We start from the raw sequence: 21,262 nt of genomic DNA, 5'->3' as shown, positions 1-21,262 counted from the left end.
AAAAACGGAAATGCTCCGGCATATGATTATCGTGACAAATCAATAGGACACCGATGCGGGCGAGAAAAGCGAATAAAGCGGAATTGCCAGCCCGCCGGCTTTGGGCATAACCTCGCCACTAACGTTGCAACGCAGCATCGCGCCTTTCACGGGAGAACAGCATGAGCAGAACAGTCGTCGTCACCGGGTCCACCAGCGGCATCGGCCTTGCGATCGCCACTGCATTCGCCGACACGGGCGACAACGTCGTCATCAACGGTTTCGGAAAGACTGATGAAATCAAGGCGATCGTCGAGCGGCTTGAATCATTGTCTAAAGGCCGGGCGCTCTATCATCCGGCCGACATGACCAAGCCCGCCGAGATCGCCGACCTGATTGAAACGGCGGCGAAGTCCTTCGGCACCGTCGATATCCTCGTCAACAATGCCGGCATTCAGCATGTTGAGAAGATCGAGGATTTCCCGATCGACAAATGGGACCAGATCATCGCCATCAACCTGTCGAGTTCCTTTCATACGATGCGCGCCGCCATCCCGCTGATGAAGGCGAAAAAACACGGCCGCATCATCAACATCGCCTCGGCCCACGGCCTGGTCGCCTCTCCCTTCAAATCCGCCTATGTCGCGGCAAAACATGGTATATTGGGCCTCACCAAAACCGCGGCACTGGAGCTTGCCGAATTCGGCGTGACGGTGAACGCCATCTGCCCCGGTTACGTGCTGACGCCGCTCGTCGAAAAGCAGATACCGGATACCGCCAAGGCCCGCGGCATGACCGAGGAACAGGTGAAGAGCGAGGTCATCCTCAAGGCGCAGCCGACCCGTGAATTCGTCAAGGCCGAGGAAATCGGTGCGCTGTCGCTTTACCTCGCCAGCGACGCCGCCCGCCAAGTGACCGGAACGCACATCTCGATTGACGGTGGCTGGACGGCGGCTTAACCATTTGGAAAAAACAACCGGGAATATCATGAACGACAGCATCCGCTTCATCCTGAATGGCCAGGACATCGCACTCACCGATGTCGGGCCGACCGAGACGCTTCTCGATTTTCTGCGGGTGAGGCAACGGCTGACGGGCACCAAGGAAGGATGCGCCGAAGGCGATTGCGGCGCCTGCACCGTGCTCGTCGGGCGGCTCGCGGACGGCAAGCTCGCCTATGAATCGGTCAATGCCTGCATCCGTTTCTTAGGTTCGCTGCATGCCACACACGTGGTGACCGTCGAGCATCTGGCCGGCCGGGACGGCGCACTGCACCCGGTGCAGCAGGCGCTGGTCGACTGCCACGGCTCGCAATGCGGCTTCTGCACCCCGGGCTTTGTCATGTCGCTCTATGGTCTGTGGTTGACGAAGGAAAAGCCTGGCCGCCAGGAAATCGAAAAGGCCTTGCAAGGCAATCTCTGTCGCTGCACCGGCTACGAGCCGATCGTCAAGGCTGCCGAGCAGGTGAGCCTGATGCGGCCGAGCGCGCTCTTCGACCCGCTGGAGCGGACACGTTCGGAAATCGTCGCGCGGCTCTGGGCCATGCAGGCGAGCGGCACCATCAGGATTACCAGTGGCGAAGACCGGCTGATCGTGCCTGCTTCCATCCAGGCGCTGGCCGAAGTCCTCTCGCAGGAGCCCGACGCGATCGTCGTCGCCGGCGCGACCGATGTCGGCCTCTGGGTGACGAAGCAGATGCGACGGCTGAACCCGGTCGTCTTCATCAATCATCTGAGCGAATTGCAGTCGGTCACGGAAGGCGAGGACGGCGTCACCATCGGCGCCGGCGTTAGCTACAGCAGGGCCTTCGCGGCGATTTCCAAGAAAATCCCGGCGCTTGGGCGGCTGATCGACCGCATCGGCGGCGAGCAGGTGCGCAACATGGGGACGATCGGCGGCAATATCGCCAACGGCTCGCCGATCGGTGACAGCCCGCCGCCGCTGATCGCGCTCGGCGCGACGCTGACGCTGCGGTCGCTGCAAGGCCAGCGCAGAATGCCGCTCGAGGATTTCTTCATCGGCTATGGCAAACAGGACCGCGAGCCGGGCGAATTCGTCGAGAGCATCTTCGTGCCCTATCCGGCCGATGCGAGCCATTTTGCTGCCTACAAGATCACCAAGCGCCGCGACGAGGATATCACCGCCGTGCTCGGCGCCTTCTTGCTGACGCTCGACGAGGCCGAGATGATCACCGAGATCCGCATCGCCTTCGGCGGCATGGCGGCAACACCGAAACGCGCCAGCACGGTCGAGGCCGCGCTGATCGGTAAACCCTGGACCGAGGCGACCATCGAGGCCGCCCGCCCCGCCTTCGACACCGACTACCAACCGTTGACCGACTGGCGCGCCACGGCAGAATACCGCCAGCTGACGGCAAAGAACCTGCTGACGCGGTTCTACCTGGAAACGGTGGGCGCGCCGGCTGAGCTGAAGCGGTTCGAGGAGGTGGCGTGATGGATACACTGATTAGCACGCCCGGAATGCAAGCTTTGATGGGAACAGCCGCGATCTCCTCCCCTCCCTCATTCCGTGTGGCTACGCTTGGAGGGCTGATCTAATGGATAAGTCCACCTTCGAAGATCGAAAGGTCATCATTTCAGGCCCGATGCACGGCTCGCTGCGGCATGATTCGGCACATAAGCATGTCACCGGAACCGCCGATTATATCGACGATATCCCCGAACCCGCCGGCCTGCTGCACGGCGCCCTCGGCCTCTCGGACCGGGCGCATGCCGAAATCGCCGGCATCGATCTGTCCGCGGTCGCCGCCTATCCCGGCGTCGTCTGGGTCCTCACCGGCAAGGACGTGCCAGGCGTCAACGACGTCAGCTCCAACGGCAGCCATGACGAGCCGCTGCTCGCCGAAACCAAGGTCGAATTTCACGGCCAGCCGATCTTTGCCGTCATCGCCGAAACGCGCGAAGCTGCCCGCCGGGCCGCACGGCTGGCGAAGATAGACTATCGCGACCTGCCGCACTGGAGCGATATCGACGGCGCGCTCGCCAACGGCAGCCCGCTGGTCATCACCCCGATGACGCTCCAGCGCGGCGAGCCTGAAGTGGAAATGCCGAATGCCCCCATGCGGCTGAAGGGCCGGATGCGCATCGGCGGCCAGGAGCATTTCTACCTCGAAGGCCATATTGCCATGGCCATCCCCGGCGAAGATGATGAGGTCACCGTCTGGTCATCGACGCAGCATCCGAGCGAGATCCAGCACATCGTCGGCCACGTGCTCGATATCCCTTCCAACGCCGTAACCGTCAACGTCCGCCGCATGGGCGGCGGCTTCGGCGGCAAGGAGACGCAGGGCAATCAGTTCGCAGCGCTCGCGGCGATCGCCGCCAAGAAGCTCGGCCGCGCCATCAAATTCCGCCCCGACCGCGACGAGGACATGAGCGCCACCGGCAAGCGCCACGATTTCCTCGTCGATTATGAGGTGGGCTTCGATGCCGAAGGCCGCATCCATGCGGTTGACGCCACTTACGCGGCGCGCTGTGGTTTCTCCTCGGATCTCTCGGGACCGGTGACCGACCGCGCCCTCTTCCATGCCGATTCCAGCTATTTCTATCCGCATGTGCATCTCCAGTCGAAACCGCTGAAAACCCACACCGTCTCCAACACCGCCTTCCGCGGCTTCGGCGGACCGCAGGGCATGCTCGGCGCCGAGCGCTTCATCGAGGAGATCGCCTATGCCCTCGGCAAGGATCCGCTCGATATCCGCAAGCTGAATTTCTACGGCCAGCCGGGCTCCGGCCGCACGCTCACGCCCTACCATCAGGAGGTCGAGGACAATATCATCGCCCGCATCGTTGAGGAGTTGGAGGAAACGGCCGAATACCGGGCGCGCCGCAACGCCATCATCGCCTTCAACCGCGACAGCCGTTACATCAGAAAGGGCATCGCGCTGACGCCGGTCAAATTCGGCATCTCCTTCACCATGACCGCCTTCAACCAGGCCGGCGCCCTCGTCCATATCTATCAGGACGGCTCGATCCACTTGAACCATGGCGGCACCGAAATGGGCCAGGGCCTCTATACCAAGGTGGCGCAGGTGCTGGCCGACAGCTTCCAGGTCGACATCGACCGGGTGAAAATCACCGCGACGACGACGGCCAAGGTGCCGAACACCTCCGCCACCGCCGCCTCCTCCGGCTCGGACCTCAATGGCATGGCGGCCTTCGACGCCGCCCGTCAGATCAAGGAACGGCTGGTGGCGTTTGCCGCCGAGAAATGGGATGTTGGCCCCGCCGACGTCGTCTTCCTGCCGAACCGCGTGCGCGTCGGCGAAATCGAGATCCCCTTCCCCGATTTCATCAAGCAGGCCTATTTCGCCCGCGTCCAACTTTCCGCCGCCGGCTTCTACAAGACGCCGAAGATTCACTGGGACCGCAAGGCCGGCCGCGGCACGCCCTTTTATTATTTCGCTTACGGCGCCTCCTGCACCGAAGTCTCGATCGACACGCTGACCGGCGAATACCTGATCGACCGCACCGACATCCTCCACGATGTCGGCCGCTCACTGAACCCCGCAATCGACATGGGCCAGGTCGAGGGCGCCTTCGTGCAGGGCCTGGGCTGGCTGACGACGGAAGAGCTCTGGTGGGACGACAAGGGCCGCCTGCGCACCCATGCTCCCTCGACCTACAAGATCCCGCTCGCCTCCGACCGGCCGAAGATCTTCAACGTCCGCCTCGCCGAATGGTCGGAGAACACTGAGGCCACCATCGGCCGCTCCAAGGCCGTCGGCGAACCACCCTTCATGCTGGCGATCTCTGTGCTGGAAGCGCTGTCGATGGCGGTCGCAAGTGTGGCGAATTACAAGGTCTGCCCAAGACTCGACGCCCCGGCGACGCCAGAGCGGGTGCTGATGGCGGTGGAGCGGATGAAGCGGGTGTAGGATGAGTCCGGCTGGTTTGTTGTTTAAACAGGACGGACGGAGTCAATGTTACCCCCCTCTGTCCTGCCGGACATCTCCCCCACAAGGGGGGAGATCGGTAAAAGGTTGGAGCATCGCTCCCCATCTGCCCCGTTGGAGTAGCAGCGCTTTAGTTGTTTGGCGAAGCCGTCAACCCCATCCAATCTCCCCCCTTGTGGGGGAGATGTCCGGCAGGACAGAGGGGGGTAACACAGCCACTTACCTATCGGCCATCTCCCTATGACCGACCTCCCCACATTCCTCACCGCCCATCCCGACAGCATCCTCATCGACATCACCGGCACACAAGGCTCCACCCCGCGTGAGGCCGGCGCCTTCATGCTCGTCTCGCAAACAGCTCTATGGGGCACGATCGGCGGCGGGCAGTTCGAGTTCATGGCGATCGCGAATGCGCGGGAGATGCTGGCTGGCTCGGGCGGAAAGGCCATCATGGATATCCCGCTCGGCCCCGAGATCGGCCAATGCTGCGGCGGCCGCACGCAGTTGCGGTTTCGCAGACTGACGCAGGCGGTGAAAGGTGAGTTGGAGGCAAAACTTTTGGGCGAGATCGAGCGTCTACCCGAAGTCTATCTCTTCGGTGCCGGCCATGTCGGCCGGGCGCTGGCCGCAGCCCTTGCGCCATTGCCGTTCTCGGTCACCGTCGTCGAAACGCGGCAGGAGGAACTCGCCAACCTGCCTGCTCGGACGAAGACCCGCCTCGTCCCGATGCCGGAAGCACTGGTGAACGAGATTGCGGCTGGCGGCGCGGCCGTCATCCTGACGCATGATCATGCGCTCGACTTTCTCATCGCCCGCGAAGCGCTGGCAAGGAGCGACCTTGCCTATACCGGCATGATCGGCTCGGCGACCAAGCGCGCCACTTTCGCAGGCTGGCTTTCCCGTGAAGGCGGCGGGGAGCGCGACTGGATCGAGCGGCTGACGCTGCCGATCGGCGGCGCCGTGGTTAGGGACAAACGACCCGAAGTGATCGCCGCCATGACCGCCGCCGAGATCCTGACGGCGCTTGGCGCCTACCGCATACGCTCGTCCTCGTAGTAGGGATCGCGTCCGTCGAGGAAACCGAGGTCGCGTTTGACGCGGTCTGGCGTGGCGGAAAGATCCAGCCGGGGCAGACGGCGGAAACGGTCGGCACCACCCGCCAACCAGTCGGCAAGGCGCCGGAAAATCTGGATTCTCTGCTGCGGCCGGCGCTCTTCGATAGCATGGCAGTCCATGGCATCACCTCGGTGGATTGATGGTATGAGTTGCAGTTTGCCGCCGAAAATGCTGCAATTCCAATCGAACAACCGTCTGCCTGCATCAAGAGAACTTATCCATGAAGCTTTCGAAGCAATTTCCGTTGAATGCGCTGCGCGTCTTCGAGGCCGCGGCCCGGCTCGGGAGTTTCACCAAGGCGGGCGACGAGCTCGGCATGACGCAGACAGCCGTCAGCTACCAGATCAAGTTGCTGGAGGAGAATGTCGGCGAGCCGCTCTTCCTGCGCCGCCCCCGTCAGATCGCGCTGACGGAAACCGGCGAGCGGCTGGCGCCGAAGGTGACCGAGGCCTTCGCCATACTGCACGACGCGATGGCGACGGCACGCGACAGCGTCGAAGGCACGCTGGCCATCAGCTCAACCCACACTTTCGCCTCGAAATGGCTGGCGCCGCGCCTCGGCTCTTTCCACTTGAAACATCCGGCGATCGCGGTGCGCTTTCAGGCGAGCTCGGATATCATCGATTTCGCCCGTGAGCAGATCGATGTCGGCATCCGCTGGGGCGACGGCAACTGGCCGGGGCTGACGCTGCACCGGCTGATGGGGCTGGAGTTCACGCCGATGCTGAGCCCGAAGCTGGCGGAATCGGCAGGCGGCATCAAGGAGCCGCGTGATCTGTTGAAGCTCGATCTCTTCGACGCCGGCGACATCTGGTGGAAACAATGGTTCGAGGCAGCCGGCATCACCGAGACGGACCTCGATCGCCGCCCGCGCAACCAGCTCGGCTCCCAGGCGGTGGAAGCCGATGCGGCGATCGCCGGCCACGGTGTCGCCATCCTCCATCCGGCCTTTTATGCAGCCGAGATCGCGCTCGGCCGGCTCTATCAGCCATTCGAACTGACCCGCAGCGACGGCAAGGCCTACTGGCTCGTCTACCCCGAAAACCGCCGCAACGTGCCGAAGATCAAGGCCTTCCGCAACTGGATCCTTGAGGAAATGAAGGCGGCCGGGAATTAGTTCATCGGGTGTCCGGGCTTGGTTCCGACCTGTCCGATCTGTTAGTCCGGCTTCAATATCCCATCTCCGGCGCATAGAAACAGCGCGGCGTATCCTCGTTTGGAAACAGACAGAGATGATAGTCGTTGTCACCCGATTGCATCGCCTTCGTCATCGGCAGCAGAAAGACGTGAGCATGCGTGACCAGCCGGTGGTCGCCCGGCAGCAGCGTCACTCGATATCCGCCCGGCGTCACCGCCACGCTTTTCGAAGGGATCATCTGGCAATCGCCATTATGACTGTCGCCGTTGCAACAATAGGGGTCATAACTCCACCCCGTAGGTGCGTCGTGAGCCGTCGCCAGCGACGCATACGCAATCATCACACACGTCAGAATGCTGCGCATGGGCATCTTCTCCGTCGATGAATGCGCCGCCGATGATCTAACGGTCCTTATTTTATTCCGGCGGCCTGCAAATAACTGTAATCGAACCATCGTAGTTTCAAGGTCCGCTGAATTAGCGTATTCCGTATTAGAGACAGATAATGCACAGCCTTCTCGGCAGCTTTTAGGCACGCGACCGCAGATCTGCGATGCGACTGCGGTCGACGGCTTCGGCAAAACCGAATCTCCTCTTCCCTCCCCGCCAAAATTTCAGCAATGTCACGAGTCGGAGGAAGACAGGGGAACTCGATGTATGAATATGCCATAGCATGGGAATGGCTCGCCTTTGCGGCGCGCTGGTTCCATGTCGTCACTGCGATCGCCTGGATCGGATCGTCCTTCTATTTCATCGCGCTCGATCTCGGGCTGGTGAAACGCCCGCACCTGCCGCCCGGCGCCTATGGCGAGGAATGGCAGGTCCATGGCGGCGGCTTTTATCATATCCAGAAATATCTGGTGGCGCCCGCCCAGATGCCGGAGCACCTGACCTGGTTCAAATACGAAAGCTATTTTACCTGGATTTCCGGCTTCCTGATGCTGTGCATCGTCTATTATGGTGGCGCCGACCTCTTTCTCATCGATCGCCATGTGCTCGATATCAGCCCACTCGTCGCGATCCTGATCTCGCTGGCGTCGCTCGCCTTCGGCTGGATCGTCTACGACCTGCTCTGCAAATCGCCACTCGGGAAGAATACCTGGGGATTGATGGCGGTGCTCTATGTTGTGCTGGTCGTCATGGCGTGGGGCTATACGCAGCTTTTCACCGGCCGCGCCGCCTTCCTTCATCTCGGCGCCTTTACCGCGACGATCATGTCGGCCAACGTCTTCATGATCATCATCCCGAACCAGAAGATCGTCGTCGCCGATCTCATCGCCGGGCGGACGCCCGATCCCAAATACGGACAGATCGCCAAGCAGCGTTCGCTGCACAACAACTACCTGACCCTGCCGGTCATCTTCTTCATGCTGTCGAACCACTATCCGCTGGCCTTCGGAACGCAATTCAACTGGGTGATCGCGGCCTTGGTGTTCCTGATGGGCGTCACCATCCGCCATTGGTTCAACACCACGCATGCCAGGAAGGGCCGGCCGACCTGGACTTGGATCGTCACCGTCATCCTTTTCATCCTCATCATGTGGCTTTCCACAGTGCCGAAACTGCTGACCGGCAAAACGGATGCGGCAGCCGTAGCACCGGCCTTCCAGCAATTCGCCGGTGATCCGCATTTCCCCGCCGTCAAGCAGCTGGTTTCGACGCGCTGCTCGATGTGCCACGCGGCCGAGCCCGTCTATGAGGGCATCGTCCGGCCGCCAAAGGGTGTGGTGCTCGAAAACGACGCAGAAATCGCCGCCCATGCCCGCGAAATCTATATACAGGCGGGCCGCAGCCATGCCATGCCGCCCGGCAACATCACCGACGTCACGCCGGACGAACGCAAGCTGCTCGTCGCCTGGTTCGAGAGCGCAGTCGAAGGCAAGAAACAATGACGACGACACTCCTGCGCGGCCGCCTGCTTTCCTTCCATCGTGCGCCGCTAAGCCTCGCCGACAGCCAAAGCTATCGCTACGAGGAGGACGGCGGCCTGCTGATCGAAGACGGGCTGATCGCTGCGGTCGGCTCCTATGCCGACGTCAAGGCAAAAGCAGCCGAGGGCACGGCCGAGATCGACCACCGCCCGCATCTGATCCTGCCCGGCTTCATCGACATGCACCTGCATTTTCCACAGATGCAGGTGATCGCCTCATATGCCGCCAACCTGCTCGAATGGTTGAACACCTATACCTTCCCTGAGGAATGCCGCTTCGTCGAAAGCGCGCATGCTGAAAGGATCGCCACGCATTTCTACGACGAGCTGATCCGCCATGGCACGACGACGGCGGTCGCCTATTGCTCCGTGCACAAGACCTCGGCCGACGCCTTCTTCGCCGAGGCGATGAAGCGCAATATGCGCATGGTCGGCGGCAAGGTGATGATGGACCGCAATGCCCCCCAGGGCCTGCTTGATACGCCCGAGATGGGCTATGACGAGACCCGCCAGGTAATATCGGACTGGCACGGCAAGGGCCGCAACCACGTCGCCATCACCCCGCGCTTCGCCATCACCTCGACGCCGGCGCAGATGGAAGCAACCTCAGCCCTTGCCCGCGAATTTCCCGACCTGCACATCCAGACGCATCTTTCGGAAAACCACGACGAGATCAAATTCACCTGCGAACTCTATCCCGATGCGATTGACTATACCGACATCTATGCCCGTTACGGCCTGCTCGGGCCGAAAAGCCTCTTCGGCCATGCCATTCACCTGTCCGATCGCGAAGCCGATGTCATGAGCGAAGCGGGGGCCGTTGCCGTCCACTGCCCGACCTCGAACCTCTTCCTAGGCTCCGGCCTGTTTCCCCTCAAGGCGCTTGTCCGGCGGGAAAAGCCGGTCCGCATCGGCGTCGCGACCGATATTGGCGGCGGCTCCAGCTATTCGATGCTGAAGACGATGGACGAGGCCTACAAGATCCAGCAATTGCTCGGCGAGCGGCTGAACCCGCTCGAAAGTTACTACCTGATGACCCGCGGCAATGCCGAAGCCCTGTCCCTAACCGACAGGATCGGCACGCTGGAACCCGGCACCGAAGCCGATCTCGTCGTGCTCGATGCGGCGGCAACACCGGCGATGGCGCTGAAGTTGGAGGTGGTAAAGACACTGCCCGAGGAACTCTTCCTGCTGCAGACGATGGGCGACGACCGGGCGATTGCCGAGACCTATGTTGCAGGTGTCGCCCTGAAGGCGGCGCTTCGCTGACACGCCCATTACTCCAATCGGCCGTGCGAAGCTGCCTCACCCGCCCATTTCCCGCAATACTGCTGCGAAACCATGTTACCACCGACAGCTGGAATCAGATTGAAGGTTCAATTCATGGCCACTCCGCTCACCATCGCCGACCTGAAGAAACTCGCACGGCGCCGTGTGCCGAAGATGTTTTTCGATTACGCGGATTCGGGCGCCTGGACGGAATCCACATATCAGGCGAATGAGAGCGACTTCAGCCAGATCAAGCTGCGCCAGCGGGTGATGGTCGACATGACCGACCGCACGCTGGAAACGACGATGATCGGTCAGAAAGTGTCGATGCCGGTGGCACTCGCCCCAACCGGCCTGACCGGCATGCAGCATGCCGATGGTGAGATGCTGGCGGCGCGCGCGGCGGAAGAATTCGGCGTTCCCTTCACGCTCTCGACGATGAGCATCTGCTCGATCGAGGACGTTGCGTCGGTGACGACGCGCCCCTTCTGGTTCCAGCTCTATGTGATGAGGGACAAGGATTTCGTCCTCGACCTCATCAACCGCGCCAAGGCCGCCAAATGCTCGGCGCTGGTGCTGACGGCGGATCTGCAGATCCTCGGCCAGCGCCACAAGGACCTGCGCAACGGCCTGTCGGCGCCGCCGAGATTCACCCCGAAGCACATCTGGCAGCTGGCGACCCGGCCCTTCTGGTGCCTGGATATGCTGCAGACCAGGCGCCGCACGTTCGGCAACATCGTTGGCCATGCGAAAAATGTCTCCAACATCACCTCGCTGGCCGCATGGACGCACGAGCAGTTCGACCCCCGGCTCTCTTGGGCCGATGTCGCCTGGATCAAGGAGCAATGGGGCGGCCCGCTGATCATCAAGGGCGTGCTCGATCCGGAGGATGCGAAGGCCGCCGCCGACACCGGCGCCGATGCGATCGTCGTTTCCAACCACGGCGGCCGCCAGCTTGACGGCGCCCCCTCCTCGATCAGCATGCTGCCGAGGATCCTCGATGCCGTCGGCGACCGCATCGAGATCCATCTCGACGGCGGCATCCGCTCCGGCCAGGACGTGCTGAAGGCGGTGGCACTCGGCGCCAAGGGCACCTATATCGGCCGCCCCTTCCTTTACGGCCTCGGCGCCATGGGCAAGGAAGGCGTGACGCTGGCGCTCGGCATCATCCGCAAGGAGATGGACCTCACCATGGCGCTCTGCGGCAGGCGCGATATCAACGATGTGAATTCGTCGATTATATCGGGGCGGCAGTGACCTGCTTGAGAAGCCAGCTTAGAAGACACGAATCCCGGAATTGCCGTCGCGATTGCTGAGTCATTGAGTACAAGACCTGCCAGACACGTGCCGGAGAGCGTTTGCATCAATCGCCTGCGGTCGTATTCAGCAGAGCGGCTGCCCATCGGTCGCATCGAGCAGAAGGATCGCGAAAATCGCGAGACAGATGGCGAGCGCAAAACGCTGCTGCCAGACGATGCGACGCGATCCGGCAATCCGCCTCTCGAGGCCAGGCGGTGTCCTGTCAAGCTTGCGAAGCTGCATGCGGGACAACAGGTCGTCGACGGCTGCAAGACCGGCCGTCTCGGTGTCGTGGGTCGATGCGAGGCGAAACAACAGCGCATCGAAAAGGAGATGGATCGCCAGCGCAAGAACAATGACGCAGAAAACGAGCATCAAGAGCCAGCCAAGCGGTGGAGCGAAGCCCCGATATTCCGCGGTGATCGGGCCGACAATCAGTGGCAACAGCGCTGTCAGCCCGCAGAAGATTGAATTGCGGCCGAGATTTCGCGCAGCCGCCGAGGCTTTGGCATTCCATTGCGTCATTGTAAGCCCTCCGCCACGGAATGGAGACTTTCCACGGGCAGATAAACACGCCACCCCGCCCGTTCGATCAGCCGCAGCGCTTCAGCTGGATTTTCACACCGTCGGCTGATGAGCAGCCAGCGCACGATGACGCCGGCGCTCCGCTGGAAACCTAACGCACAGCAGACGAGGACCGGTCCCCGCTGGCGCGCAACCTCGATAAGGTTCGCCGCAGCTCGGGTCTGGATCTTGTTGAGGCCGGTCAGATCAAGGGTTGGAAAGCTGGACCAGCCCGCCAGCGTCCCTTTCGGCCGCTGAAGTTCGCCGGTGATGTCGATCACCGTGGCAAAACGGTTGGCCTCGTGGCAACGCGGAAAACGACCAAGATGGACACCATCAGCGATCGCCACGGATGCCGGCATTCTGCGGGTCCAGAGCCAAACGTTGATGACAGCGCCGAGCCGGTAGGGCGCCAGTAGCCAGCGACTGGCAAGCGTGGCCCGGCCATCGACGCGTTTCTGGAATATCTGCGGGCCGGCGCCGAAATATCCGACTGCGACGATCGCCAGCGCAACAGCCGGCCAGAGCAACAGAAGCGCTGCGGCCGATAGAGGAGTGCAGAGCGCTCCAAGGCCGAGAAATGCGACGGCACCGCACAGATAATAGATGCCGAGACGGCGCGACCTTGGGTCGCCGCTCATCGCAAAGTTCGCGAGAGGCGAACCGGCATCGCGCGGAAAAAGCCAGGCGGCAAACAAACCGAGCAGCATGCCGGTCGGTATGTCCATGATCTGATGCTGCCACGTCGTCAGCACGGAGGCTCCAATCAGGAAGCACCAGAAGTGCCAGATAAGCCGTGCCTTCCGTGGCAGCCGGCCGCGCAGATGATCCCAGATCACCACCAGGAGCGCGATATGCAGCGACGGCGCCTGGTTGAACGGCTTATCGAAGCCACCGAGGACGGCGAACATGAAACCAGGCAGGCCGCTCGTTGCCGGCCGCACGAAGATCGCTTCGAGCGGAAACACGACGAAGCAGGCGACGGCTACTATCTGGATCGTCAGATAACGTCTCGCGAGCATATCCACATCGCGCGGCGTCGTGTTGATGAACAGGCAGAGCGCATAGAACAGATTGATCGACCAATATGGAATGATGGTCCATCCGAGGAACGGAATGGCGCTTTCCCATGCGAAGGCAACGTTTGGCACATGAGCGCGTTGCGATGCCAGCCAATTGGCGCCGCCATAGCTCAGATAGAAGAACGGCGCCAGGAAGACGAGCCAGAGCGCCGCCCGCTTCGGGACCGGTGCTGCCCGGGAAAAAGTAGAACGTGCCTTGTCCACGGTTTGCCCTCAGACTCTCTCGGCCAGCGAGACGGTGAAAATGCCCCACTGATCGATGCGCTGTTCGATCTTGCGGAAACCGGCTGCGGCGACCAGCTGGTCCATTTCCTCTTGCGTCCGCCGCCGCATCACCCACGCCTCGCCGCCGCGGTGGGAGGTCAATGCGCGGGCGATCATCTCCAGTTGTGGATGCCATGGCTGGTTGGTGTAGACAAGCAGACCACCGGGCCGCATCGCCCGGGCGATCCCGTTGAGCGATGCGGCGATCATCGCATTGTCGGAAAACAGCTCGTAAAGGCCGGAGACGATCGCGAGATCCGGGGCCGGCGTGATTGCAGCCAGCCCCTCGCCGTCAAAGGCATCCTGCTGGCGGAAGCTCACGAAATCACTCAGTCCCCGCGCGGCAATGCTGTTGCGGCCGGCATCGACGTTGATGGAGGAATAGTCCTGCAACCGCGCACTATCGGGACGCACGGCAGCCGTCTCGATCGCATCAAGGACATAACGGCCGTGCCCGGCCGCTATGTCGAGCAGGTGGGTATTGCGGCCGGCTGCTTTCAGGCGCTGCAGCGCGCGGTCGATCAGATCCTGCAAGTGCAGCTTGCGCTGCCTGATGCCGCGCCAACCGATCGCCTCGAGGAACACCTTGTCGATCAAACGCCCGCCGGGACCGAGCCCGCGCGGCATGTTCTCGTAGACGTAATCGAGCGTCGAGCCGGAATCAAAACCGGTCTTGACCCCCGTCTTTATGCCTTCGGACACCAGGGCGCCAATCTTGATGTTGAGGCGGCTGAGCGCCCAGTAGATGCCGCGTGGGGATGTGGCGTCCAACGGGCTCGCGAGCCGGTCGGCCTCGTCCTTTGTATAGCCCTGGATATGGGCGGTGCGAAGGTCGGCAGGCGCCCGGGGCTCGGCAAAACGCGCGTCTATAAAACGGCGAACCTCGGCGAGGGCAATCGCGCGGTCCTTTTCGCCAAGCGTGTCATGGTAGAAGCCGGCAAGCACATGCCGTTCCTTGATACGGCTGCCGAGGTTTTCGTAAAACCGGTGCTGCGGGGCGTGTCGCACCACCCAGTCGCTGCCGGACATAAGCAGTTGGGTCGGGACGGTGATGGCGCGGGCGTCACCGACGACGCGGGCTGCCGCCTCATAAAGCTGCAACAGGATGTTGGAGGCAATTGGCCGGGTGATCAATGGGTCGGATTCGTAGGAGGCGATGCGCTCGGGGTCATGCGTCAGGAACCTCGCCTTGACATAGGAATTGACGAAGAATGTCCCCTTAAGCTTTTCCCAGAGCGCAATGCCTTCTTTGGCAAAAGGCACGTAGAGCTTGACGCTGAAGGCCGGCGAGGCAAGCACGAGCGCACGGATCGGCGGCGCATAGTCGTGCACCCAGGTGGTGGCGAGGACCGCGCCGACGCTCTGCGCAATGACGGCGATGTCTTCGACGGCAGTACCGCTTGTCTCGCTGACATGGCGCACGAAGCAATCGAGATCATGCGCCGAGGCAGCAAAGGATGGCGAATAGCCGCGCTCTCCCGGTGAACGCCCGTGGCCGCGTGCGTCCCAGGCGTAGAAGGAAAAATCATCGAGGCCGAGTTCGGTGGCGAGATGGGCGACACGGCCGCTATGCTCGTGGCCGCGATGGAGAAGAATGATTACGCCCTTCGGTGCAGCCCCCGTCGCAGGCCACGCCCGATAAAAAAGCCGTGTGCCATCATGCGATGCGAATTCGGATTCATGCATTGGTCTGGCCGTCGAGGACGGTTGCCCGCTATCGGCAGTTTGCAGCACGGTCTTCTCCAATTCTGATTGGTGGGTGGATTGCAACCACTGGCGGGAACAGTGATTTGTCTTCATTGCAAAAGTCTAGTCGCAAATGTAAGCCCTTTGCGAGAACCGATATGAAGTGTGGCCTTCCTCAAAAATACAACGATCTGCACCGCCAAAGCCGGGATAGACCTTTCCGATGCCACGAAATTCCACTGAGGTAGCATGTCTGTCTATCAATTGAAGTCCCGATTTCAGAATATTCTCCGCCCTCTGGTGCGCTCCCTCGCCGCGCGAGGCGTCACCGCCAATCAGGTGACTTCAGTTGCCGCCGCCGTCTCGGTTGCATTGGGCGTTTTTCTGAGCGTTGTTCCGCTTCCGCATTGGTTCCTGGTGGTGCCCGTATGGTTTCTCCTGCGCATGGGCCTCAACGCCATCGACGGCATGCTCGCGCGCGAACATGGGCAGAAGAGCATTTTAGGCGCGTATCTGAACGAGATCGGTGATGTCGTGTCGGATACCGCCTTGTATTTGCCGTTTGCGCTCATCGATCCGAACGGCTTGGTGCCGGCGATGGCCGTCATATTCCTCTCGGCGCTGACGGAATTTACCGGCGTTCTGGGTCAAACGGTCGGGGCAAACCGGCGTTACGACGGGCCGCTGGGCAAGAGCGACCGCGCGGTGCTTTTTGGCGCGCTCGGCACCTTTGTCGCGGTTGGTGGTACGTTTGCAGCATGGACTTCGTGGCTTTGGGCGGTGGTGGCTCTACTTCTCATATGGACCATCATCAACCGTATCAACGCCGGTATTCGCGAGGCGCACACGGCCGCCCGATAGGGAGCGGAGCCGATCTGTCGCCTATGCTTCCATCGGCAAATGTGATCCGACAATCGACGCTGCCTCCGTCCTCCTAACGGTATGTTAAGCTTATACCGCTCCCCATGATTAGTGCTCATCTGCCCACTTCAGGCTGCGGGTCCAGTAGCTTCAGAAAGCCGTCGGCGGCTCTCGACCGCGAGCGGCGGCGGGTCCGCTTTGCGCACACGCCTAAGACGGCCCGCGCCGGTTCCATTGGGATGGGAGGCCCGGAACTTGTCAGCCGGGCGGCGGCCGAGTCTTTTCAGGCGGGAATCAGGCCGTGCCGCAGCATGATCTCTGTAAGCCGCGCCGGATCAGGCTCGCCAGGACCGCTCACAGCCTTCGCGATTTCCTCGAAATAGGCGCGGCCAATCGAACCTGGGTTCAACACGATTAGGGCGCGCGGCCTCGCTGTGCAGATTTTCGGCGTGATGGGCGGCGCTCGATGACACGATAGTCGCCTATCGCAGGATGATCGACATCCTGATCGAGCTCGCCGAGGCGGTCAAGCCGATCGAGAAAATCTCTGACATCAGGATCTTCGACACCGGCGGCATGCTGGGCCGCGGGGGCGCGAACGGCGAAAGCGGCATCGGCCTCGGCGAAGGCTTGGCCGGCCAGCTCCTCTCCTATCAGGCAAACAAGCCGATCCTCGACAAATTGCTGAAAGAGGCCGGCTTCGACGGCGACAACGCCATCTCATCCCTCCTTGGAAATCTCGATGGCGCGAAACCGGCAAAGCTGGTTCCGGCTCCGGTAAAGCCGGCAATACCGGCCGCGCCTCCGGTAGCGCCGGCAGCGGCCGCAGCCCCGGCAAAGACGATCGCCCCTGCGGCGCCGAAGAAGGAATGATCGCGTGCAGGCGGGTCTGGGCTATCTCACCCAACCCGCCGCCAGCGCGCTCTCCCAGTCGCCACGGCCCCTTTCGGCGGCCAGTGCCGACATCGCCATATGGTCGTAGGCGACATTCCTGAACTGCCACGTCCATCCCGCCGCCGTCTTTTCCAGAATGGCATAGCCGGCCAGCGGATGGCCGGCTTCGATCTTGTGGTAATAGGGCCGGTCGTCGTCATAGGCGGGGCAGCCGACGCTGCCGGGATTAACGATCAGGCGGCCGTCGGAGAGACGGACGGCGCGGGGAAGGTGGCTGTGGCCGCAGAGGATCAGCGGCAGGTCTATGCCCTCGGCCAGCGCCTCGATCGCTTCGATCGGCTTCAGGAAGACGACGCCATCCGCCGAGACCGATTCCAGCCAATAGAGATTATCGTCCTTCGGCGTCGCATGGCAGAGATACACCTCGCCGCGATAGACGGTGTTGAACGGCAGGCTGCGAATCCAGTCGAGATGGGACGACGTCAATTGCCGATGGGCTGAAGCATCCGAGGCATGCATGGAGGCCGGATCCTGCTCGATCAGATAGCGATCGTGATTGCCGCGAACCGAGGTCAGGCCAAGCGGCATCAGCAAATCAGCGGTCCGACCGGCTTCCAGCGGCCCGCTGAAGAAATCGCCGAGATTGACGATGTCCTCGATGCCCTCAGCGCGAATATCCGTAAGCACGGCTTCAAGCGCCAGATGGTTGCCGTGAATGTCGGCGATCGCGGCAAAACGCATTTCTAACTCCCTCGATAGGTGGAATAGCCGTAGGGCGAAATCAGCAGTGGCACATGATAATGCGCCGTGACATCGGCAATGCCGAAGCGGATCGGCACCAGATCGAGAAAGGACGGATGCGGCAGCGGCGTGCCGCTGGCCCTCAGATAATCGCCGGCGTGGAAGACCAGTTCATAGGTGCCGGCTCGGAAATGTTCGCCAGCGAGGATGGGACCGCCGTCGACTCGGCCGTCGGCATTGGTCTCGACCGTCTTCAGATGCCTGCGGATCTCGCCGTCGAGCTGGAAAAGATCGATCCTAAGGCGTTCGGCCGGCTTGCCGAGGGCGGTGTCGAGAACATGGGTGGTCAGTCCGGTCATGGGGCTGGCTCTTTGATGATGTAGGGGGTTTCGAAGAAGAACTCTTCCAGATTGTTGCCCGGCCCGTCGCGGTCGACGACCAGGAAATCGGAGACTTGGCCAAGCGCCATCAGCGGATGATGCCAGACATTTTGGCGGTAGTTCACTCCCTGGTCCCCGCGCGCGCAAAACACTTGCGGTCTGCCCGGGCGTCCGCCCTCGTCCTCGGAGACGACGACGAGGAAGGGACGGCCGGAGACTGGCGAGAAGCTCTGGCTGCCGAAGGGATGGCGCTCCATCATGTCGATGTCATAGGGAAAGCTGCGCGGCTGGCCGCGAAAGAGATTGATGATGACGCGTGCGCCTTCGCCCGTCGCTTGCGCCGCGGCCAGCGCATGGAAACGCTCCGTCGTGCCGCCATTGATGAGCCGCATCGCGGCCGGATCGGCTTCGATCACCTCACCGAAGAGAGCGAAGGCGGAGTTGGTGAGAGGACGAATGTCGAGAAACCGAGACATCGCGTCACTCGCCTTGGGCATGCCAGTATCGGACGGCATCGATCTCCCGAAGCAGCTCCGGCAGCGTCCGATACGTCGCCTCCCAGATTTCGGAGGGATCGAGATCGAAGACGTCGTCGAGGATGCGATTACCGGTGCCGCAGATCCTGGTCCACGGCAGATTGGGATGCTCGGTGGCAAATTCCGGATGGGACACCAGCAGACGGGATGCCGCAGCACCGATGGTGAAGTGGCAAAAGGCAACGGCCTTGAAGGTAAGCTGGTCCTCGGCGAAAGCCGCCTCATCCATTCCGCCGATGAAGGACAACGCTTGGGATGCCGCCTTTTGCATGTCATTGAGATAGTCGATAGCGCGCCTCTCCTTCATTCAGCCTCCGGCAACATCGATGTCAGACGCAGCAGCGCGATCTTTTCGACCTGTGCCGTCGCGGTCGAAAACTCCTCGTCCCGGCCGTTGCCGATCCGTGTTTCGAAAGCTTCCAGGATATCCTCCTTGCCGAGCCCCTTGACGGCGATGATGAAGGGAAAGCCATATTTTTCGACATAGGCCGAATTGAGTTCTGTGAAGCGGGCGTGCTCGGCAGGGCTCAGGCGGTCGAGACCGGCGCCGGACTGCTCCTTGCGGCTGTCTTCGGTAAGTTCACCCGATATGGCGAGGCGCCCGGCAAGGTCGGGGTGGGCGCTGAGCACGCCCAGACGCTCCTGTCGGCTTGCCGCGCGGAAGACGGCGGCAAGCGCCGCATGTACGCCGGCCGCCGTCAGAGGCTCGTTCACGCTGCCGGCGTCATAGGCGCGCTCGGCGATGAAAGGCGAATGTTCGAAGACGCCGCCGAAGCGGGAAACGAAATCCTCGCGCGACAGCATCAGATCGCGTCCGGCTGATGGTGCTTGTGCCAGTGCTCGGCAATCTCGATGCGGCGCGGAATCCAGACCTTGTCATGCTTCAGCACATATTCGATGAAGCGCTTCAGCGCCGCCGCCCGGCCCGGGCGCCCGACGAGGCGGCAATGCAGGCCGACCGACATCATCTTCGGGCTGCCCGCCTTGCCTTCCTCATAGAGCGTATCGAAGGCATCCTTCAGATAGGTGAAGAACTGATCGCCGGTATTGAAGCCCTGCGGTGTGGCAAAGCGCATGTCGTTGGTTTCGAGCGTATAGGGGATGATCAGGAAGGGTTTCCCATCGACGCCCTTCACCCAGTAAGGCAGATCGTCGGCATAGGAATCGGAGGAATAGAGGAAGCCGCCCTCCTCCTGCACCAGCCGAAGCGTCTTGTCGGAAGGCTTGCCCTGATACATGCCGTATGGCCGCTCGCCGGTAAGCTCGGCGTGCAGGCGCACCGCTTCGAGGATGTGCTTGCGCTCCAGATCTTCCGGAAAATCCTTGTATTCCAGCCAGCGGTAACCGTGGCTGGCGATCTCCCAGCCGGCATCCTTCATCGCAGCGACCGCTTCAGGATTGCGCGCCATCGCTAGCGTTACGCCGTAGACGGTCGCCTGCACCTTGAGATCGGTGAACATCCGCCAGAGCCGCCAGAAGCCCGCGCGCGAACCGTATTCGTAGATCGATTCCATGTTGAGATTGCGCTGTCCGGGCCAGGCGGCCGCGCCAACGATCTCCGACAGCAGATTTTCAGAAGCCGGATCGCCGTCGAGGATCGAGCTTTCGCCGCCCTCCTCATAATTGATGACGAACTGCACGGCGACGCGCGCCTCGCCCGGCCACTTCGGATCGGGCGTCTGTCGCCCGTAGCCGACGAGATTGCGCGGATAAGTCTCGGATACCATCAAATCACCTTCTGAAAAGACGGCGAACGGTAGCATCCGCAGCCGGAATGTCGAGAAGGAAACTGCTCAATCCGATTTTGCCTTTGCAGTACAATGGCTTAGCCCATCGGCACGCTCAGGCGATCTTGCGCGCGCTGACCTTGCCCATCGGGTGCAGCGAATGAACGCGGAAAGGACCGCCCGTGCCCTCCTCGATCATGAGCGCCACGTTTGAAACCGTCACCGGGTCACTGAGGGCAGGCGCGAAAATCGTCCGCAGGGCCGGCTCGATGCGCGCCATGTCGATCGCGTTGACGGGTCCTGTCACCGGCATATGAAAGCGGAACTCTTCCATCACATAAGGATTGCCCCAGCGATGCAGGTTTGAAAACTGCGCTGCCGACAGCCCGTCCGGATCGCTGCGCTCGATCTCGGCTTCGCTGAGCGGCGCGCGGAAACGATCGAATTCCTGGACGATCGCCGAAGCGAGATACTGGATCCGCTCGCAGGGGGCGCTCGGCAGCAAGCTGTAGAAATTGCCGAGCCGTGCGACTTCGATGCGCGGAATCTGGAAGGGGACGAAGGTCCCGGAAAAACGCATCAGATCGCGCAGGAGTTGCGCTTCGGACATATTGTGACCCAGGTGAAACGGCGCCTTCAGAACGCCGTGAAAACCATAGCGCCGCGGCACGGCGGTATGGAAGGCGATCTCGTGAATGCCAAGGCCACGAACTGCCGGCGGCTCCACCATATCGCCCGAAAACACGTTTCGGCCAAGCCAACTGGCAGCCACAAGCGACAGCGGGTCGCTCGCCGGAGGCGTGAAGCAAATGGCATAGCGCATGCAATTTCCTCCATCAAGGAACTGAGCGCCGATCAAATCCGGCGCTGTCGATGCGCAAG

At 61.9% G+C, this 21,262-nt stretch carries 21 protein-coding genes and 1 pseudogene; 10 read left to right on the top strand and 12 right to left on the bottom strand.

The features are described 5' to 3' along the window. Positions 1-161: 161 nt before the first annotated feature. From HJB83_RS17405 to xdhC, 4 genes are all read left to right on the top strand, one after another. A complete protein-coding gene (locus HJB83_RS17405) occupies positions 162-938 on the top strand; it encodes a 3-hydroxybutyrate dehydrogenase (RefSeq protein ID WP_207581370.1) in 777 nt (258 codons plus the stop codon). A gap of 28 nt (positions 939-966) precedes the next feature. Next, entirely contained in the window at positions 967-2,433 is a 1,467-nt protein-coding gene (xdhA, locus tag HJB83_RS17400; RefSeq protein WP_207581371.1) for a xanthine dehydrogenase small subunit, read from the top strand. Between the two features lie 103 nt (positions 2,434-2,536). Continuing rightward, positions 2,537-4,876 (top strand): xanthine dehydrogenase molybdopterin binding subunit, encoded by a 2,340-nt coding sequence (xdhB, locus tag HJB83_RS17395; RefSeq protein WP_207581372.1) that lies wholly within the window; start codon positions 2,537-2,539, stop codon positions 4,874-4,876. Between the two features lie 258 nt (positions 4,877-5,134). Continuing rightward, positions 5,135-5,950, top strand: coding sequence for a xanthine dehydrogenase accessory protein XdhC (gene xdhC, locus HJB83_RS17390; protein ID WP_207581373.1), 816 nt, complete (start codon positions 5,135-5,137; stop codon positions 5,948-5,950). Here xdhC and HJB83_RS17385 read toward each other — a convergent pair. Then, entirely contained in the window at positions 5,926-6,129 is a 204-nt protein-coding gene (locus HJB83_RS17385; RefSeq protein WP_207581374.1) for a hypothetical protein, read from the bottom strand. The two genes, xdhC and HJB83_RS17385, sit on opposite strands and share 25 nt — an antisense overlap. A 101-nt stretch (positions 6,130-6,230) precedes the next feature. Between HJB83_RS17385 and gcvA the strand changes: the two genes are divergently transcribed. Next, a complete protein-coding gene (gene gcvA, locus HJB83_RS17380) occupies positions 6,231-7,127 on the top strand; it encodes a transcriptional regulator GcvA (protein WP_207581375.1) in 897 nt (298 codons plus the stop codon). A 52-nt stretch (positions 7,128-7,179) separates the two neighbouring features. On the opposite strand, the gene HJB83_RS17375 is transcribed toward gcvA, so the two are convergent. Beyond that, positions 7,180-7,512, bottom strand: coding sequence for a hypothetical protein (locus HJB83_RS17375; protein WP_085738009.1), 333 nt, complete (start codon positions 7,510-7,512; stop codon positions 7,180-7,182). Positions 7,513-7,800: 288 nt separating this feature from the next. On the opposite strand from HJB83_RS17375, the gene puuD reads away from it, so the two are divergent. The 3 genes from puuD to HJB83_RS17360 all read left to right on the top strand — a co-directional run bounded on the left by puuD (position 7,801) and on the right by HJB83_RS17360 (position 11,603). Beyond that, positions 7,801-9,039, top strand: a complete 1,239-nt coding sequence (gene puuD / locus HJB83_RS17370; protein ID WP_221132480.1) for a urate hydroxylase PuuD — start codon at positions 7,801-7,803, stop codon at positions 9,037-9,039. Beyond that, on the top strand, positions 9,036-10,346 hold the full coding sequence (gene guaD / locus HJB83_RS17365; protein ID WP_221132479.1) for a guanine deaminase: 1,311 nt from the start codon (positions 9,036-9,038) through the stop codon (positions 10,344-10,346). The genes puuD and guaD overlap by 4 nt, the downstream gene beginning before the upstream one ends. 114 nt (positions 10,347-10,460) lie before the next feature. Next, entirely contained in the window at positions 10,461-11,603 is a 1,143-nt protein-coding gene (locus HJB83_RS17360) for an alpha-hydroxy acid oxidase (RefSeq protein WP_221132478.1), read from the top strand. Positions 11,604-11,729: 126 nt separating this feature from the next. On the opposite strand, the gene HJB83_RS17355 is transcribed toward HJB83_RS17360, so the two are convergent. From HJB83_RS17355 to HJB83_RS17345, 3 genes are read right to left on the bottom strand one after another with little or no spacing between them, the layout of a single operon-like run. Next, on the bottom strand, positions 11,730-12,170 hold the full coding sequence (locus HJB83_RS17355; protein ID WP_221132477.1) for a hypothetical protein: 441 nt from the start codon (positions 12,168-12,170) through the stop codon (positions 11,730-11,732). After that, positions 12,167-13,495 carry a phosphatase PAP2/dual specificity phosphatase family protein gene (locus HJB83_RS17350; RefSeq protein ID WP_221132476.1) on the bottom strand — a complete coding sequence of 443 codons (1,329 nt, stop codon included), beginning with the start codon at positions 13,493-13,495 and terminating at the stop codon, positions 12,167-12,169. Before HJB83_RS17350 ends, HJB83_RS17355 begins: the two co-directional genes overlap by 4 nt. A 9-nt stretch (positions 13,496-13,504) precedes the next feature. After that, entirely contained in the window at positions 13,505-15,289 is a 1,785-nt protein-coding gene (locus HJB83_RS17345) for a bifunctional alpha/beta hydrolase/class I SAM-dependent methyltransferase (protein ID WP_221132475.1), read from the bottom strand. A 201-nt stretch (positions 15,290-15,490) separates the two neighbouring features. Between HJB83_RS17345 and HJB83_RS17340 the strand changes: the two genes are divergently transcribed. Further along, positions 15,491-16,102 carry a CDP-alcohol phosphatidyltransferase family protein gene (locus tag HJB83_RS17340; RefSeq protein WP_221132474.1) on the top strand — a complete coding sequence of 204 codons (612 nt, stop codon included), beginning with the start codon at positions 15,491-15,493 and terminating at the stop codon, positions 16,100-16,102. 513 nt (positions 16,103-16,615) lie between these two features. Then, positions 16,616-16,975, top strand: a pseudogene (locus HJB83_RS17335) (flotillin domain-containing protein); the annotation flags it as partial. A 21-nt stretch (positions 16,976-16,996) separates the two neighbouring features. On the opposite strand, the gene HJB83_RS17330 reads toward HJB83_RS17335, so the two are convergent. The 7 genes from HJB83_RS17330 to HJB83_RS17300 all read right to left on the bottom strand — a co-directional run bounded on the left by HJB83_RS17330 (position 16,997) and on the right by HJB83_RS17300 (position 21,203). Beyond that, entirely contained in the window at positions 16,997-17,737 is a 741-nt protein-coding gene (locus tag HJB83_RS17330; RefSeq protein WP_221132473.1) for a metallophosphoesterase, read from the bottom strand. Positions 17,738-17,739: 2 nt separating this feature from the next. Beyond that, positions 17,740-18,096: a hydroxyisourate hydrolase gene (uraH, locus tag HJB83_RS17325; RefSeq protein WP_207581383.1), complete on the bottom strand. Its 357-nt coding sequence runs from the start codon at positions 18,094-18,096 to the stop codon at positions 17,740-17,742. After that, a complete protein-coding gene (locus HJB83_RS17320; protein ID WP_207581384.1) occupies positions 18,093-18,593 on the bottom strand; it encodes an ureidoglycolate lyase in 501 nt (166 codons plus the stop codon). Before HJB83_RS17320 ends, uraH begins: the two co-directional genes overlap by 4 nt. A 4-nt stretch (positions 18,594-18,597) precedes the next feature. Continuing rightward, positions 18,598-18,960 carry a DUF86 domain-containing protein gene (locus tag HJB83_RS17315; protein ID WP_207581385.1) on the bottom strand — a complete coding sequence of 121 codons (363 nt, stop codon included), beginning with the start codon at positions 18,958-18,960 and terminating at the stop codon, positions 18,598-18,600. Further along, a complete protein-coding gene (gene uraD / locus HJB83_RS17310) occupies positions 18,957-19,457 on the bottom strand; it encodes a 2-oxo-4-hydroxy-4-carboxy-5-ureidoimidazoline decarboxylase (protein WP_207581386.1) in 501 nt (166 codons plus the stop codon). Before uraD ends, HJB83_RS17315 begins: the two co-directional genes overlap by 4 nt. Further along, entirely contained in the window at positions 19,457-20,380 is a 924-nt protein-coding gene (gene puuE, locus HJB83_RS17305) for an allantoinase PuuE (protein ID WP_207581387.1), read from the bottom strand. The genes uraD and puuE overlap by 1 nt, the downstream gene beginning before the upstream one ends. 115 nt (positions 20,381-20,495) lie before the next feature. Further along, complete coding sequence (locus HJB83_RS17300; RefSeq protein ID WP_207581388.1) at positions 20,496-21,203, bottom strand: DUF1045 domain-containing protein; 708 nt, start codon at positions 21,201-21,203, stop codon at positions 20,496-20,498. Positions 21,204-21,262 lie beyond the last annotated feature (59 nt).

Origin of the sequence: Rhizobium sp. NZLR11, assembly GCF_019685115.1 — a bacterium.
Lineage (GTDB): Bacteria > Pseudomonadota > Alphaproteobacteria > Rhizobiales > Rhizobiaceae > Rhizobium.
This window is presented reverse-complemented; position numbering and strand designations above follow the sequence as displayed.

Coding starts and splice junctions, on each gene's coding strand:
- HJB83_RS17405 (WP_207581370.1), top strand. CDS start 162: ATGAGCAGAACAGTCGTCGTCACCGGGTCCACCAGCGGCATCGGCCTT.
- xdhA (WP_207581371.1), top strand. CDS start 967: ATGAACGACAGCATCCGCTTCATCCTGAATGGCCAGGACATCGCACTC.
- xdhB (WP_207581372.1), top strand. CDS start 2,537: ATGGATAAGTCCACCTTCGAAGATCGAAAGGTCATCATTTCAGGCCCG.
- xdhC (WP_207581373.1), top strand. CDS start 5,135: ATGACCGACCTCCCCACATTCCTCACCGCCCATCCCGACAGCATCCTC.
- HJB83_RS17385 (WP_207581374.1), bottom strand. CDS start 6,129: ATGGACTGCCATGCTATCGAAGAGCGCCGGCCGCAGCAGAGAATCCAG.
- gcvA (WP_207581375.1), top strand. CDS start 6,231: ATGAAGCTTTCGAAGCAATTTCCGTTGAATGCGCTGCGCGTCTTCGAG.
- HJB83_RS17375 (WP_085738009.1), bottom strand. CDS start 7,512: ATGCGCAGCATTCTGACGTGTGTGATGATTGCGTATGCGTCGCTGGCG.
- puuD (WP_221132480.1), top strand. CDS start 7,801: ATGTATGAATATGCCATAGCATGGGAATGGCTCGCCTTTGCGGCGCGC.
- guaD (WP_221132479.1), top strand. CDS start 9,036: ATGACGACGACACTCCTGCGCGGCCGCCTGCTTTCCTTCCATCGTGCG.
- HJB83_RS17360 (WP_221132478.1), top strand. CDS start 10,461: ATGGCCACTCCGCTCACCATCGCCGACCTGAAGAAACTCGCACGGCGC.
- HJB83_RS17355 (WP_221132477.1), bottom strand. CDS start 12,170: ATGACGCAATGGAATGCCAAAGCCTCGGCGGCTGCGCGAAATCTCGGC.
- HJB83_RS17340 (WP_221132474.1), top strand. CDS start 15,491: ATGTCTGTCTATCAATTGAAGTCCCGATTTCAGAATATTCTCCGCCCT.
- HJB83_RS17330 (WP_221132473.1), bottom strand. CDS start 17,737: ATGCGTTTTGCCGCGATCGCCGACATTCACGGCAACCATCTGGCGCTT.
- uraH (WP_207581383.1), bottom strand. CDS start 18,096: ATGACCGGACTGACCACCCATGTTCTCGACACCGCCCTCGGCAAGCCG.
- HJB83_RS17320 (WP_207581384.1), bottom strand. CDS start 18,593: ATGTCTCGGTTTCTCGACATTCGTCCTCTCACCAACTCCGCCTTCGCT.
- HJB83_RS17315 (WP_207581385.1), bottom strand. CDS start 18,960: ATGAAGGAGAGGCGCGCTATCGACTATCTCAATGACATGCAAAAGGCG.
- uraD (WP_207581386.1), bottom strand. CDS start 19,457: ATGCTGTCGCGCGAGGATTTCGTTTCCCGCTTCGGCGGCGTCTTCGAA.
- puuE (WP_207581387.1), bottom strand. CDS start 20,380: ATGGTATCCGAGACTTATCCGCGCAATCTCGTCGGCTACGGGCGACAG.
- HJB83_RS17300 (WP_207581388.1), bottom strand. CDS start 21,203: ATGCGCTATGCCATTTGCTTCACGCCTCCGGCGAGCGACCCGCTGTCG.